The sequence below is a fragment of the Gilliamella sp. ESL1225 genome (assembly GCF_058502635.1).
Genome location: NZ_CP196358.1, coordinates 203840 through 217878, shown reverse-complemented (window position 1 = coordinate 217878; position 14039 = coordinate 203840). Strand labels below are relative to the sequence as shown.

Sequence of the window (14039 nt, the reverse complement as noted above, 5' to 3'; positions counted from 1 at the left end):
CTTAGCTAAGGTATTAAATTAAGATTCTTCAGCCACACGTTTTAATAAAGCACGTGTATCTGCTATATACATTTTAGCTCGTTCAATAGGTGATTTAGAAAGAGCTAATTCGTCATTACAACATTCAATTGAAATTGGCATTTCAGGCAAGGCTTTAAGTAATGAGACTAAATCAATGCCCCCTGTTCCTGGTGATAAGCGATAATTTCGAGCTTGATATAATAAGCCTTCGGTATCTTGCGGTTTTTCTTTCGTTCCATCACATAACTGCATATAACGCCAACAATCTTTAGGAACTTTCTTTAGATCTTCAAGCGTATTCGAACCGCGATCAAAATGCAAAGGATCAATAATTAGGCCTTGGTTATTTTGATTAGATTTATTTAATAACTCGACGCCAGATGAAACGGTTGGAATATTTGTCCATGGCATAGGTTCAATATTGATGGCAATGCCAAGAGGAGCTGCAATTTCACAAAGGGCGGCAAAATTATCGGCTAAACGATTGGCATCAGGATCATTACCGGCTAAAAGCACTTGGCTTGCCCCTAATCTTGCCCCTGTTTCAAGTACCGGTAAAAAGTTAATCACACGTGTATCAGGTTTTAAGCGAAAGATTTCGATATCTAATACTTTAATGCCAGTTTCTTGTAGACGACGTTCGACTTCACGAATCATCGGAGTATCGCCGACAGTTGCATAAACTGGCTCGGTTGGTGTTGCTGGGATAAGTCGCAATCCGACATGAGTATAACCTGCTTCAGCCGCAACAATAACTTGATTTGCTGGTGATACATCAAGCACCGTCAAGGCTGCTAAGCCAATAGGACGTTCAGACATAATGTCTCCTTAATAGTCAATTCAAATCTAAAAATTAAAATTTCTTTGCTTGCTAACCATTATAATTATATATAATAAAATATCTATAAATAAGTTGATTTCTATTCATATTTTTTATTATTTTATTGAGCAATAAATTAAGAAATAAATAATTAAAAGGTGTTAATAAAACCATTTTTTATCTTCTTTTTATCTTCTTTTTATCTTGTTTTTGGATTCTTTTTAAACTTCTTCTTTGGCGATTAATAGAGCAAAAGAAAGGATTTACATTTAAGGAATAAAATTTTATTTATCATTTTAATCAAGATAAGTTAGTATTTTTTCTCCCTGTAAGGGATAATCTATATTTATACCTATAATATTAAATACGGGCTTTTTAGGTACTTCATTAATTATGCAAAATCAATCACATCAAAATCCACGAGCAATTAGTGCAAAAATTATTTTTAATGTTCTTGAAGATGGGCAATCTCTTACGTCAGCGATTGCGAATTTAAACCAGAAAGTCACTGAAAAAGATCGTGGATTATTACAGGAAATTTGTTTTGGCGTAATGCGAGTATTACCGGAGCTTAATTTCTACCTTTCTTCTCTTATGAATAAACCCTTAGTCGGTAAAAATCGAATTTTACATGACTTATTAATGGTTGGACTGTATCAAATTATTTATATGCGTATTCCAACGCATGCGGCAGTTGCTGAAACAGTAAATGCAGTAAATATATTAAAAAAACAACAATTTAAAGGGCTGGTTAATGCCGTTTTACGCGAATTTTTACGCAAGCAAGAATCATTAAAACAGCAATTTATCGAACTGCCGCAAGCCTCATTTCGGTTGTTGCACCCATCATGGTTACTTGAACGATTACAGAAGGCTTATCCAAATGATTGGCAATCAATCATTGATGTGAATAATCAAAAACCGCCTATGTGGCTTAGAATCAATCAACAATATACCGAGTGCGAGCAATATCAAAATCTTTTAACCAATCTTAATATTGATTCACATTTAGATGATAAAATCCCTTATGCGTTAAGATTATCAGCACCTGTTAATGTTAATAAATTACCTTATTTCACAGAAGGTGCCGTCACGGTTCAAGATTTGTCTGCGCAATATGCCGCTTATTTATTAGATCCGCAAAATGATGATGAAATTTTGGATGTTTGCGCGGCACCTGGCGGTAAAACGACTCATATTTTAGAGCTCGCGCCGAAAGCGAAAGTCTTAGCCGTTGATATTGATGCGGGTCGTGTAAAACGTATCAATGAAAACCTTGCACGCTTAAAACAACAAGCTCAGGTGATTGTTGCCGATGCAACGCAGCCACAAACATGGTGTGCAGGTAAACAATTTGATCGCATTTTATTGGATGCGCCTTGTTCTGCAACCGGTGTTATTCGGCGCCATCCCGATATTAAATGGTTACGTAAAGATGCTGATATTCAACCTTTGACTGACATTCAATATCAAATTTTAACGCAAATTTGGTCTTATTTAAAAAAAGGGGGGATTTTAGTCTATGCAACCTGTTCTATCTTGCCCGATGAAAATAGTCAGCAAATTACCCGTTTTTTAAAAGAAACGGATGATGCCATATTGCAAGGAGAATTAAAGCAAATTTTACCGAATGAAGAGAAAGGTGATGGCTTTTTTTACGCTGTACTAAAAAAACAAAAATAAGTTAATAAGACTGTCATTTGGACAATTTATTGTATATATGATAAATTTCTGTCAAATTTATATCACTTTTGGTAATAAATCCTATTATGGCTTATATACTCACCTATGGCGATCTGCCTGAAAGCATTCAAGACTGGCAAGGGTTACCGCTTTCTTTAAATGGTCGCGAAGTTGTGCCGCTTGATTATAATGCGGGTAAAACGGGTTGGATTATTTATAGTCGTAAATTAAATAAAACTATTCTTTCGCAATTTCAACAGCAGCTTAATATGCCAATGGTTATTGTATCATCATGGAAAATTAAAAATTACCAAATCGTCCGTATTGCGGGAGCGATTCCCAAAAAAGCCAAAATTATTGCCTATAGTTTAGGAATTGATGTTTCACCTATTGATAATATACCTACTTTAGAATCGCCAGGACTTCTTGTTATGGATATGGATTCAACGGCAATTAATTTTGAATGTATTGATGAATTGGCAAAATTATATGGTGTTGGTGATCAAGTATTGGCGGTGACTGAACAAGCGATGCGTGGTGAGTTAGATTTTGCAACTAGCTTAAAAAAACGTGTCGCTACCTTAAAAAATGCCGATGAGGTAATCCTTGAGCAAATAAAAAATAAATTATCATTAACAGCTGGACTGACATTTTTAGTGAAAGAATTACAAAAACGTCATTGGCATGTTGCTATTGCTTCAGGTGGATTCACTTATTTTGCCGATTTTTTAAAACAAAAATTAAAATTAGTCGCGGTTTGTGCCAATGAATTAGAAATTAAAAATAATCGCTTAACCGGTAAAGTGGTTGGTCGTATTGTTGATGCTAGAGAAAAAGCACGTGCTTTACAGCAATTTGCAACCGAATTAAATATTCCGATAGAGCAAACCGTTGCCATTGGTGATGGGGCTAATGATTTAATGATGCTACGGGTTGCGGGTTTAGGTGTTGCTTATCATGGTAAACCAAAAGTTGTCGAAAAGGCTCGTATTAGCATCAATTATGCTAATTTAATGGGTTTATGGTGTATTTTATCTACCAGTTTATTGAGTGAAAGTTAGGAGTTTAGATTGGCGAAAACTGTAAAACGTGCTTATGTTTGCAATGATTGTGGCGCAGATTACCCTAGGTGGCAAGGTCAATGTAGCACTTGCCAAGCATGGAACACAATTACCGAGGTAAGGCTTGCGACAACGAGTAATCGCAATGATAAATTAACCGGTTATGCCGGTAATATTATTGGTCAATCTAAAATTCAAAAATTATCTGAAATCAGTCTTGCTGAATTGCCCCGTTTTTCGACAGGATTTTCTGAATTTGATCGCGTGTTAGGCGGTGGCGTTGTGCCGGGGAGCGCGATATTAATCGGTGGTAATCCGGGTGCGGGTAAAAGTACATTATTATTACAGACTATGAGCAAATTGTCGTCGCAAATGAATACGCTGTATGTGACAGGCGAAGAATCTTTACAGCAAGTCGCTATGCGCGCGCATCGTTTAGGTTTAGCAACTGACAATATTAATATGCTTTCTGAAACTAGTATTGAGCAGATTTGTTTGCTTGCAAATCAATCACAACCTAAATTGATGGTGATTGATTCTATTCAAGTGATGCATATAGCCGATATTCAATCCTCACCGGGGAGCGTCGCGCAAGTGCGTGAAACGGCAGCGTATCTAACCCGATTTGCTAAAACCAATGGCATCGCAATTATTATGGTTGGTCATGTTACCAAAGATGGATCGCTGGCGGGTCCTAAAGTGCTCGAACATTGCATTGATTGCTCGGTATTATTAGATGGTGATGCCGATTCGCGCTTTCGAACACTACGAAGCCATAAAAATCGATTTGGTGCTGTCAATGAGCTTGGGGTATTTGCGATGACAGAACAAGGCTTAAAAGAAGTCAGTAATCCTTCAGCTATTTTCCTAAGCCGAGGAGATGAAATGCTGTCGGGTAGCTCAGTGATGGTGCTCTGGGAAGGGACAAGACCATTATTAGTCGAAATTCAAGCGTTAGTTGATCATTCAACTTATGGTAATCCACGTCGAGTGACGCTTGGTTTAGATCAAAACCGTTTAGCCTTATTACTGGCTGTTTTGCATCGCCATGGCGGCGTTCAAATGGCAGATCAAGATATTTTTGTCAATGTCGTTGGGGGCGTTAAGGTCAGCGAGACAAGCGTTGATTTGGCGTTAATTGCTGCGTTAGTCTCAAGCTTTCGTAATCGACCTTTACCTCATGATATCGTTATTTTTGGTGAAATTGGGCTTGGCGGTGAAATTCGCCCAGTACCGAGTGGTCAAGAACGAATATCTGAAGCTTATAAACACGGTTTTAAAAAGGCTATTGTACCAAGCGCCAATATGCCGAAAAAGAAACCGGATAATATGCAAATCTTTGGCGTTAAAAAAGTATCTGAAGTTTTAACTATTTTGGCGGATTTATAAAATAGTTATCTTAACGATTTAATTTAATTAAAAAAGGGGAAATTAATAACCTAATAAAAAAGCAAACTGATTAAAGTTTGCTTTTTTCATTTTAATTAATAACAAATTTCATAACATGGCTGGTATTTCGTCCCGCCCGGTAACTTCATTCGATGCTCAGCAACAAAAATTTGTAATAAGGTATCTAATTTTTGCATGATTTCTTTATCGCCATGTAATTTATAAGGACCATGTAATTTAATTTGCTTCATGCCAATTTCTTTAACATTCCCAGCGACAATACCTGAAAAAGCGCGTCGTAAATTAGCCGCTAACTCTGCTATTGGTTGATCTTTATAAAGATTGAGTTGCGCCATATTTTCGTGTGTTGGATGAAAAGGGAGCTGCAGTGATTCATTAATTTTAAGTAACCAATTAAAACTATAAGCGTCGGTTGTCGCAAGACGCTGAGCTTTAACCTTTTTGATGCCTTTTTTCATTAAACGTGCAACTTTAGCAGCATCATCAATGATAATTTCATAAAGTTTAGTTGCTTGTTCACCCAGCGTATCACGAATAAAGTTATCAATAGCTGTAAAATAGGTTGCACTTTCTTTTGGACCCGTTAATATCAACGGAAAAACTTGATCTTGATTCGCTGGCTCTAATAATATCCCTAAAATATAAAGGAGTTCCTCAGCTGTTCCTGGACCACCTGGGAAGATAATAATACCATGTGCCATACGTACAAATGCCTCTAATCTTTTCTCGATATCAGGCATAATAATGAGCTCATTAACTAAGGCATTAGGTGGCTCTGCTGCAATAATAGAAGGTTCGGTCATACCAATAAAGCGACTATCTTTATAACGTTGCTGCGCATGACCGACAGCGGCTCCTTTCATCGGGGCTTCCATAATGCCAGGTCCACAACCGGTGCAGATATTTAATTCTCTTAATCCTAATTGTAAGCCAACTTGTCTTGCATAATAATATTCAGTTTCGTTAATGGAATGCCCACCCCAACAAACGACTAAATTAGGCTCTTCACCAACATGTAAAGCTTTGGCATTGCGTAAAATTGCAAAGACAAGATTTGTCATATAAAAAGAGGGATCTTTTTCCAATTTTTGGTAACCAATAAGCTCTTTAATTGTTCTTATTTGTGTATTTAAAAATAAGATATCTCGTAATACGGCAAACAAATTGGCTTGTATAGAACGGATAATTTCACCATCAACAAAAGCCGTCTTCGGCGGATTTATCAATTCTAATTTTACGCCTCGTTCACGGCTAATAACGTTGATTTGGAAAGAGGTAAATTTATCGAGTAGTTCATTCGTATTGTCGGTTTTACTACCTGCATTAAGCGTCGCAAGAGAGCAATTACGAAATAGTTGATATAATTCACTATGTGCTGAATTTTTTAAAATATCCACTTCTGACTGAGCAAGTAGTTCCATTGAGCCTAAAGGACTAATACGGGTTATCATAACACCTCTAATTGTTGGTTTTTTAATTAGGTGTTTATTATACATAGAAACAGGATTACTTGAGAGGGAAGGAGTGCTTAAGCCCATAAAAAAATTTTTTAAAATATTTTTTGATATAAAATAATTTAATTCCTTAATTAAAAAATCAATTAGGTAAATTGACGTTTAATTAAGGATGATAAAAATAAGTTAAAATATTAAGGTGACATGCACATAGCATAACGATTATCATAAGATGAATAATTAATCACTTGCCCCAATCCTGTATAGACTATATATCGATTATCATTAGTTATGATAAATCTTAACCCTATTTTTTCAACTAAATAACTTGCCCATTCAGATATAATTCCGCCACCAATGCGATAATAGTCATCTTGATAAGAGTTCGTTTCTCCCCACATACCTATGTGTTTAGTATTTGTTAACTCATTGACTGTGGGTATTCGATATCCATAACGTTTACAGGCATCTTGTGCCTTATTAAAGGTATTATTATCACTACTTAAAAAAATAAACCATTTATTAATGGTAAAACTATAAATTGGATTTATTAAATCATTGGCTAAAAAAATATTAAATGTAGTGGGTTTAAATTGCATGGCATCATTTGCATTTGAATTTTCATTTGGTCCAGATAAAAGTATTTTAACGCCACGTTTATGTTCAGGATTTGGACGTAAATTATCATTATCATTGGTTGTCCAAGCCATTGTTATGTTAACAGGAGAATTAGACGGAGATTTAGTGCTTTGTAAAGAACCCTCTTCAATACCCTCAAACAATAAAGTAAAATCGGCTTGATCTATACCATTACTAGGAAAATTAGACGATGGGTTATTAATATTTTGTGGTAAATAACCGTATTTTTTATTCCATATTTTTTTTGCGCCTGAAGTATAATTATCTTCATGTGATGAATACAATACAGGTTGTGCGAAACATACAATAGGGCGCTCTAGATACGCATTGAAATAATAAGTTGTTGTATTTGCTGGTAAGGTTATTTCTCTTGGAAAACCATAAACTGTCGTAATATTTGTTGTTTCATTTGAAAATGTAAATTTATAAGGTGAAAGGCAACGAGTCAATATTTCAGTATTATTAAGTAATATATTGTCTTTATCCTTTATTGTTATTTCAATATTTCCAGTGATATTGGTAATGTTATCTCCTTCTTCATCCCGCCAATCTTCGGAAAAATTAGTAAGGGGTACACTTGTTGAATTTGCAGGTATCCATGTAAACACATCAATAAATGTTGTTTCTTTATTCGTTAATATAATTGGGTTATTTTCGGAAAAGTTTGTAGCATCTTGTTTATGATAGATTCGCCCATCGGATAACTTAATTGTCAATAAATCATCATAATTTTGTGATCGAGTAGCACCATTATCAAGGGTAAAATACGGCAATGTGCCTTGTATTATTCCTCTTGTAGAAGCGCTTAAATTATTTGCATTAACAGATTGTAAACAAAGTATTGAACTCCCTAACAGTAAAAAACATAATTTGTTATATTTTACCAATACATTAAGTTTAAATCTTTCGTGGATGATACTAATCATTTTAAAGTAAATCATTTTTTCCTTATCATTTAAATCTATTATTTTGTATTAAATATATTAATACAAACAGGTTATTAAATTTGTTTACTTTGTGGAGATTGGAAATACTAAGTTGTATGAGCGTTTGAAGGACAAAATTTGTCATAATTTATCCTAAACTGAAATAAACGGATTAAATGAATGATAAATTTAGGTAGTTAAATAAGTAATTAATCTTATTAAGTCTTTAATTTTCAATTGCTTATCTAATTTTCTTCAAAGTCGGTAGGTAGTTTTACAAATTTTAATAAATTATTCCACTTTTTTTTTGTTAAAAAACTTTTATTAATTGTAAAACAATTTTTATTTATTTGATTAAAAATAGATTTTTATGGTGAAGACAATCTTTAAAAGATATTAAAGCATATAAAAAGGGGACAAAATTAAGAAATTTTAATCTTGGATTCTATGTTTGAATTTTCTAAAACAACTAATGACAAATCATTAATTTCGTTATTTAAGTATTACTTAAGTTCAATTTTAACGTTAAATTTTAGCTTTACTATCAACAAATGCCATGATATTGGTATGAATTCGATTATATAACTCATCAATATCATGTTTTTTTGAGCGTGCACACAATTTAGCCTTCTCGCCACACACAAAACAGGATCTAGCCGGTAAATTGAGATTAGTTCGTGAAATACTACTACATGTATTTACATCAATGACATCAATATCCCATAATCGTCCTAAAGGATGTGTTTCTTCGATTTGTGTAGAAAGTAATTTAAGATGCAAAGCGGGATGATTAATAACAAAAATGGCTTCAGGACCGGTGCTTTCATAAAAACATTGCTGATGAATAACGGCAATATTGTGATGATCAAGTTGGTAAATGATTTCGTTAAGTGCGTGTTTAAATAAATATTGTACTCCTAGGCTATTTTTAAAAATACCAGGAATGATCATCGTTAAAGAGATCAAAGACGCTCGATATTGATGCTGAAAAGCAATTTGCCTTTCAGCGCGCTTTTCGCGTGCCAATAATACTTGAGCTAATGTGCTTTGTTCACCATTTTTAAGTGAGTACATAATTTTTTCTCAATAATTTAGCTTAACGGCTTTACCTAATAAAATGAGAAAAGCCGCTTTTTTGCCTTAGATGAATTAATTTAAAACATGCTTTTAAAATATGATTTTTAAAACATAGTATTTAACAACCTAGTATTAATCATCTTTCACTTGTTTGACGATATCAATAACAGATCCATCACGATAACGTATAACACCAACAATTTTTTCATTAAATTGGATGGGTTCAGGTTCTCCCGTCAGTGATATCGCTTTGTGATAAAGCTCCTCAATACTCATTACGGGTAAGTGCGCGGCTAATAGTCTTTCACGAATTTCAGGGCGTTTTGGATTAACGGCAATACCGTTATCGGTAACAAGAACGTCAATACTTTCGCCTGGTGTGACAATTGTTGTCACCTTTTTAATCACCGTTGGAATGCGGCTACGAATCAAAGGGGCAACAATAATGGTTAAATTAGCACCGGCAGCTGTATCACAATGGCCACCCGAGGCACCGCGCATCACACCATCAGAGCCAGTAATTACATTAACATTGAAATCAAGATCGACCTCTAAAGCGCTTAAAATGACAACGTCTAATTCATCGCAAGCGGCAGCTTTCGACGTTGGATTGGCGTAGCCATTAGTGGATATTTCAAGATGATCCTTATTTTTAGCTAACGATGCAATCGCAGTTTTATCAAAACTTTGCGTATCAATTAGCTTTTTAATAAGCCCTTTTTCAAATAAATCAACAATACTTGCCGTAATACCACCAAGTGCAAAATTAGCGGTGATATTTTTGGCTTTCATTCGCGTTTCTAAAAACCGTGTAGCTGCTGTAGATGACGCGCCTGAACCTGTTTGTAACGAAAAGCCATCTTTAAAATATCCTGAATATTCAATAACATCTGCTGCATGTCTGGCAATAAGCAGTTCTCGAGGATTACTTGTTATACGCGCAGCGCCAACACTAATTTTTGATGGATCACCGACTTCATCGACTTTTACCACATAATCAACTTGATCTTGACGAATACTGGCTGGATTATTCGGATAACTGACGATTTCTTCTGTCAATAAAATGACTTTTTTAGCAAACTGTGCATCAACCATTGCATAGCCTAGAGCCCCACATTGTGATTTACCAGATACGCCATTAGCATTGCCATATTCATCACTGGTTGAAACGGCTAAAAAAGCCACATCTATATTAATTTCACCCGATTGAATTAAATGGACTCGTCCGCCATGAGAATGGATATGTATTGGCTTATCCATCAAACCATGTGAAATAGCATCAGCTAATTCACCACGCATCCCAGACGTGTAAATTTGAGTAATAACCCCATTTTTAATATGTTCAATTAAAGGGGTATTACAAGCTAATAATGAACTTGGTGCTAAAGTAAGATTTTTAAAGCCTTTTTTAGCAACGATATCCATGACGCGATTAATGACTTTATCGCCTTCACGAAAAGCGTGATGGAAAGAAATCGTCATGCCATCTTTAAGATCACATTTATCAATAGCATCTTCAATAGATTGACATAATTTACGGCAATGTTTTTCTTCAGGATCGTTTAAATACGGTGTGATAGTATTTGCTCCTGTAAAAGGAACAAGATTTTTTAATATCGGTTGTTGTTTACTTAATTCATCAATAATGGTTGTCATAATCGTTATCCTGCTCTCATTTTTTTGAATATAGCGCAAAAGGCAAAATGAATTAGTCATTGGCTAAAAGCTTTTTATAGGGCTATATTATTTAGGGTTATGGTGTATAAAGATTACACTTCTTTACGAATACCCGAAGCATGCGCCAGCTCAATGACCTTATGGGCACGAGTAATAATAGGCGCATCTATCATTTTGCCATTTAAAGAGACAACGCCTAATCCTTCACGCTCACCTTCTTCAGCGGCTTCTATCACTCTATAAGCATAATCCACATCTTTTTGCGTTGGTGCATATGCATTATGCAGAAGTTCAATTTGCCGTGGGTTAATCAGGGATTTGCCATTAAAGCCTAATTTTTTAGCAAGATAGACCTCTTTTAAAAACCCTTCGTCATCATTAACATTTGAATAAACGACATCAAACGCATCAATTTTGGCAAGCCTTGCCGCATGAAGAACAGCACATCGAGCATAAAATAGTTCCGTGCCATCACCCCGCTCAGTTTGCATATCAACTAAATAGTCAAACGCTGCTAACGCGATCCCCATTAAACGTTTTGACGAAGTTGCAATTGAAACGGCATTTATTACCCCTTCGGCTGATTCTATAGCTGCCATGAGTTTGGTGCTACCGATCTCGCGACCACATTCTTGTTCAATGCGGGCGACGCGTTTTTCTAATTCTTGAATATCAGCTGCGGTATTTGTCATCGGTAAACGGATCACCTCAGCACCAGCGCGTACAACCGCTTCAAGATCTTGTTCTCCAAAAGGCGTATTGAGTGCATTAATACGAACAACGGTTTCAATACCATTTTCACGATAAATAGGTAGTTTTAACGTTTGAGCAACCATCAAACGCGCTGAATCTTTTTCTTTTAAAGAGACGGCATCTTCAAGATCAAACATGACTGAATCAGGTTTATAAATAAAAGAAGTTGATAACATGGCTGCATTTGAGCCAGGAATAAAAAGCATACTGCGACGTAATTTTTTCATAGTAATTTACTCCAATCCAATGTTTCAATATCCGCACCACGTAAAATTGCACATTGAATACGCGCCCGAATTGCACAATCTAGTGCACCTTTATCATCAACAATAATTAACCCATCAGTAAGACCTAATTCATCGATCGTTTTTGCAACGACAGATTCAATTTGTTTACCAAATTGTTTACCAACTTCGCTATTAATAATAATTTCTATACCATTATTAGGTTCAACTTTAACCATAAGATCACTCGATTCAAGTGTTCCAACTGTTGCAAGTTTTTCAATTTTCATGACTGATGTCCTACTTGTATAAATTTATTTTCTAAAAATCGATATGTTGAATCAGGCACTAAATTGCGTATAGCCGCATAATCTTTTACTGCTAATAATTGCCTGACCTTTGAGGCAGAAATAACGATATCATTGATTTCTACTCGTGGTATTTCAACAACGGTTAAAGGGGGGGATTGACTTACTTTAGGATCAGTTAACCAATATTGCATCGATTCGTTATAGGTATGTGTAACCAAACTTGCTGGTTCACTGCCTACAAATCGATAATTAATATGTAAAGCTTGGGCAATATATTGTCGAAAAATAAGTAAATCAACCGCCATATAAGCTTGATTTATTTGCTCCGGATTATTCAAAAAATAGGTTGGGAAAGTCGCTTTAGAGACTAAATAAGAAGCGCTAGAATGAACAAAAACATTAGGTAAATGCGCAACGCCTTGTTTAACTAATTGCAATCGTTCAGCAAACGAAAATAAAGAGGCTTCTTCTTGCACAACAAAGATATGTACTATATCCATCGTAATAGCGGCTTGTTCGGCTAAATATAAATGCCCTTTAGTAAAGGGATTTGCATTCATCACAATGCCAGCTATTTTCGGTGCCTTTGGAAGGGGGATACTCGGTGTTTCTGCAACTAAAGATTGGCAATAGCGTTTAATGCCTGAAGGCGTATTTTCCATAAAGGTAACGAGGTTAGGGACATTAATTAATGGATAAAAGCCGCAGCCTTTAAAGAAATTGCTATTTTCTGGTTTTGTATATAAAAATAAATGAAAAAATCCCTGCTCATTTGCATAATTAATCACATGATTTATTAAGGTTAAACTTAATTGTTCACCACGATAACTTGCCTCAATTGCAACGCATTTAATGACATTATTATCGAGCCCGGCACAAGCAATAATACGATCATTAATTTCAGCAACAATAAAAACTTGAACGGTTTCATCCAATTTTAAATTTGCTTGCGTTAATAAATCCATAATTGCTTGCTTGTCAGCTTCAAGTTTAATGATCTTGTTTTTATGCAATTTATCATTAGATATTGCATGATTAAGCAATATGTTTTTATGCAGATAGATAATTCGATACTCAACCAGAAGATTGTTCATATCCTACCTCTTTTCTGCCTCAATGGTATTTTTTAAGCGTCCGATATGACTAATTTCCACTTCAATAATATCCCCTTCTTTCATAAATAAAGGCGGATTACGTTTTTTACCTACGCCACCAGGAGAGCCGGTTAAAATCACATCACCAGCAGAAAGCTCAGTAAATGTCGAAATATAAGCAATTAAATCTGGTACTGAACGAATTAAATTTTTTATTTCATCATATTGGACTTCTTGCCCATTTAAGATGGTTTTTAAACTTAATATTTTAGGATCGGGGATTTCATCGGTTGTTGTTAAATTAGGACCAAAAGCCCCGGTACGAGGCCAGTTTTTACCGGCAGTAAACCAAGTAAATTGCCAGTCACGAACTGAACCATCCATATAACAGCTATAACCCGCTACATAATCTAAGGCTTTCTCTTTTGGAATGTATCGACCTTTTTTACCGATAATTACAGCAAGTTCGCCTTCATAATCCATTTCGTTTGTGATTGAGGGTTTAATGACGCCCGTATTATGCCCTGTTTGTGAATCGGCAAAACGAATGAATATTGTAGGCGCATCAATCGTTTCATTAAACTCTTTACGCTTTTCGGCATAGTTCATCCCTACACATAAAATTTTATTCGGGTTTGGAATAACTGGTAAATAGGTAATGTCCTTTTCTTTAATATCTGCTGGTAACTGCTGCAAATTTGCAGCAGCCTGTAGTCCATTTTCATCACTGAGTAATGATTTTAAATCTGGATACTTGTCACCGAGTTGTTTTTTGAGATCAATAACGCCATCATTGATTAAAATTCCATAACTCGGCTTACCTAGTATTAGATAACTGACAAGTTTCATATTAACTCCTTTTCATAACTTCGGAATGATTAATTTCCGA

General features: G+C 35.2%; 12 protein-coding genes. 3 read left to right on the top strand and 9 right to left on the bottom strand.

Annotation, left to right across the window (positions count from 1 at the left end; translation table 11 throughout):
• Positions 1-18 precede the first annotated feature (18 nt).
• Positions 19-840, bottom strand: coding sequence for a sugar phosphate isomerase/epimerase family protein (locus tag ACSYSW_RS00930; protein ID WP_491705123.1), 822 nt, complete (start codon positions 838-840; stop codon positions 19-21).
• A gap of 394 nt (positions 841-1234) precedes the next feature.
• Between ACSYSW_RS00930 and rsmB the strand changes: the two genes are divergently transcribed.
• The 3 genes from rsmB to radA all read left to right on the top strand — a co-directional run bounded on the left by rsmB (position 1235) and on the right by radA (position 4974).
• On the top strand, positions 1235-2524 hold the full coding sequence (rsmB, locus tag ACSYSW_RS00925) for a 16S rRNA (cytosine(967)-C(5))-methyltransferase RsmB (RefSeq protein WP_491705124.1): 1290 nt from the start codon (positions 1235-1237) through the stop codon (positions 2522-2524).
• A gap of 86 nt (positions 2525-2610) precedes the next feature.
• Positions 2611-3585: a phosphoserine phosphatase gene (serB, locus tag ACSYSW_RS00920; protein WP_491705125.1), complete on the top strand. Its 975-nt coding sequence runs from the start codon at positions 2611-2613 to the stop codon at positions 3583-3585.
• A gap of 9 nt (positions 3586-3594) precedes the next feature.
• Positions 3595-4974, top strand: a complete 1380-nt coding sequence (radA, locus tag ACSYSW_RS00915; protein WP_491705126.1) for a DNA repair protein RadA — start codon at positions 3595-3597, stop codon at positions 4972-4974.
• Positions 4975-5069: 95 nt separating this feature from the next.
• Here the strand turns inward: radA and ppnN are convergent, their stop codons facing one another.
• The 8 genes from ppnN to ACSYSW_RS00875 all read right to left on the bottom strand — a co-directional run bounded on the left by ppnN (position 5070) and on the right by ACSYSW_RS00875 (position 13999).
• Positions 5070-6446, bottom strand: a complete 1377-nt coding sequence (gene ppnN, locus ACSYSW_RS00910; protein ID WP_491705127.1) for a nucleotide 5'-monophosphate nucleosidase PpnN — start codon at positions 6444-6446, stop codon at positions 5070-5072.
• 197 nt (positions 6447-6643) lie between these two features.
• Positions 6644-8029 (bottom strand): hypothetical protein, encoded by a 1386-nt coding sequence (locus ACSYSW_RS00905; protein WP_491705128.1) that lies wholly within the window; start codon positions 8027-8029, stop codon positions 6644-6646.
• Positions 8030-8539: 510 nt separating this feature from the next.
• On the bottom strand, positions 8540-9088 hold the full coding sequence (citX, locus tag ACSYSW_RS00900) for a citrate lyase holo-[acyl-carrier protein] synthase (protein WP_491705129.1): 549 nt from the start codon (positions 9086-9088) through the stop codon (positions 8540-8542).
• A 135-nt stretch (positions 9089-9223) separates the two neighbouring features.
• Entirely contained in the window at positions 9224-10747 is a 1524-nt protein-coding gene (citF, locus tag ACSYSW_RS00895; RefSeq protein WP_491705130.1) for a citrate lyase subunit alpha, read from the bottom strand.
• 113 nt (positions 10748-10860) lie between these two features.
• On the bottom strand, positions 10861-11748 hold the full coding sequence (citE, locus tag ACSYSW_RS00890; protein ID WP_491705131.1) for a citrate (pro-3S)-lyase subunit beta: 888 nt from the start codon (positions 11746-11748) through the stop codon (positions 10861-10863).
• Positions 11745-12035: a citrate lyase acyl carrier protein gene (gene citD / locus ACSYSW_RS00885; RefSeq protein ID WP_491705132.1), complete on the bottom strand. Its 291-nt coding sequence runs from the start codon at positions 12033-12035 to the stop codon at positions 11745-11747. The genes citE and citD overlap by 4 nt, the downstream gene beginning before the upstream one ends.
• Entirely contained in the window at positions 12032-13150 is a 1119-nt protein-coding gene (gene citC / locus ACSYSW_RS00880) for a [citrate (pro-3S)-lyase] ligase (RefSeq protein ID WP_491705133.1), read from the bottom strand. Before citC ends, citD begins: the two co-directional genes overlap by 4 nt.
• Before the next feature lie 3 nt (positions 13151-13153).
• Positions 13154-13999 carry a fumarylacetoacetate hydrolase family protein gene (locus ACSYSW_RS00875; protein ID WP_491705134.1) on the bottom strand — a complete coding sequence of 282 codons (846 nt, stop codon included), beginning with the start codon at positions 13997-13999 and terminating at the stop codon, positions 13154-13156.
• Between the last annotated feature and the right edge of the window lie 40 nt (positions 14000-14039).

Coding starts and splice junctions, on each gene's coding strand:
- citE (WP_491705131.1), bottom strand. CDS start 11,748: ATGAAAAAATTACGTCGCAGTATGCTTTTTATTCCTGGCTCAAATGCA.
- citD (WP_491705132.1), bottom strand. CDS start 12,035: ATGAAAATTGAAAAACTTGCAACAGTTGGAACACTTGAATCGAGTGAT.
- ACSYSW_RS00930 (WP_491705123.1), bottom strand. CDS start 840: ATGTCTGAACGTCCTATTGGCTTAGCAGCCTTGACGGTGCTTGATGTA.
- serB (WP_491705125.1), top strand. CDS start 2,611: ATGGCTTATATACTCACCTATGGCGATCTGCCTGAAAGCATTCAAGAC.
- citX (WP_491705129.1), bottom strand. CDS start 9,088: ATGTACTCACTTAAAAATGGTGAACAAAGCACATTAGCTCAAGTATTA.
- rsmB (WP_491705124.1), top strand. CDS start 1,235: ATGCAAAATCAATCACATCAAAATCCACGAGCAATTAGTGCAAAAATT.
- ACSYSW_RS00905 (WP_491705128.1), bottom strand. CDS start 8,029: ATGATTTACTTTAAAATGATTAGTATCATCCACGAAAGATTTAAACTT.
- citC (WP_491705133.1), bottom strand. CDS start 13,150: ATGAACAATCTTCTGGTTGAGTATCGAATTATCTATCTGCATAAAAAC.
- citF (WP_491705130.1), bottom strand. CDS start 10,747: ATGACAACCATTATTGATGAATTAAGTAAACAACAACCGATATTAAAA.
- ACSYSW_RS00875 (WP_491705134.1), bottom strand. CDS start 13,999: ATGAAACTTGTCAGTTATCTAATACTAGGTAAGCCGAGTTATGGAATT.
- ppnN (WP_491705127.1), bottom strand. CDS start 6,446: ATGATAACCCGTATTAGTCCTTTAGGCTCAATGGAACTACTTGCTCAG.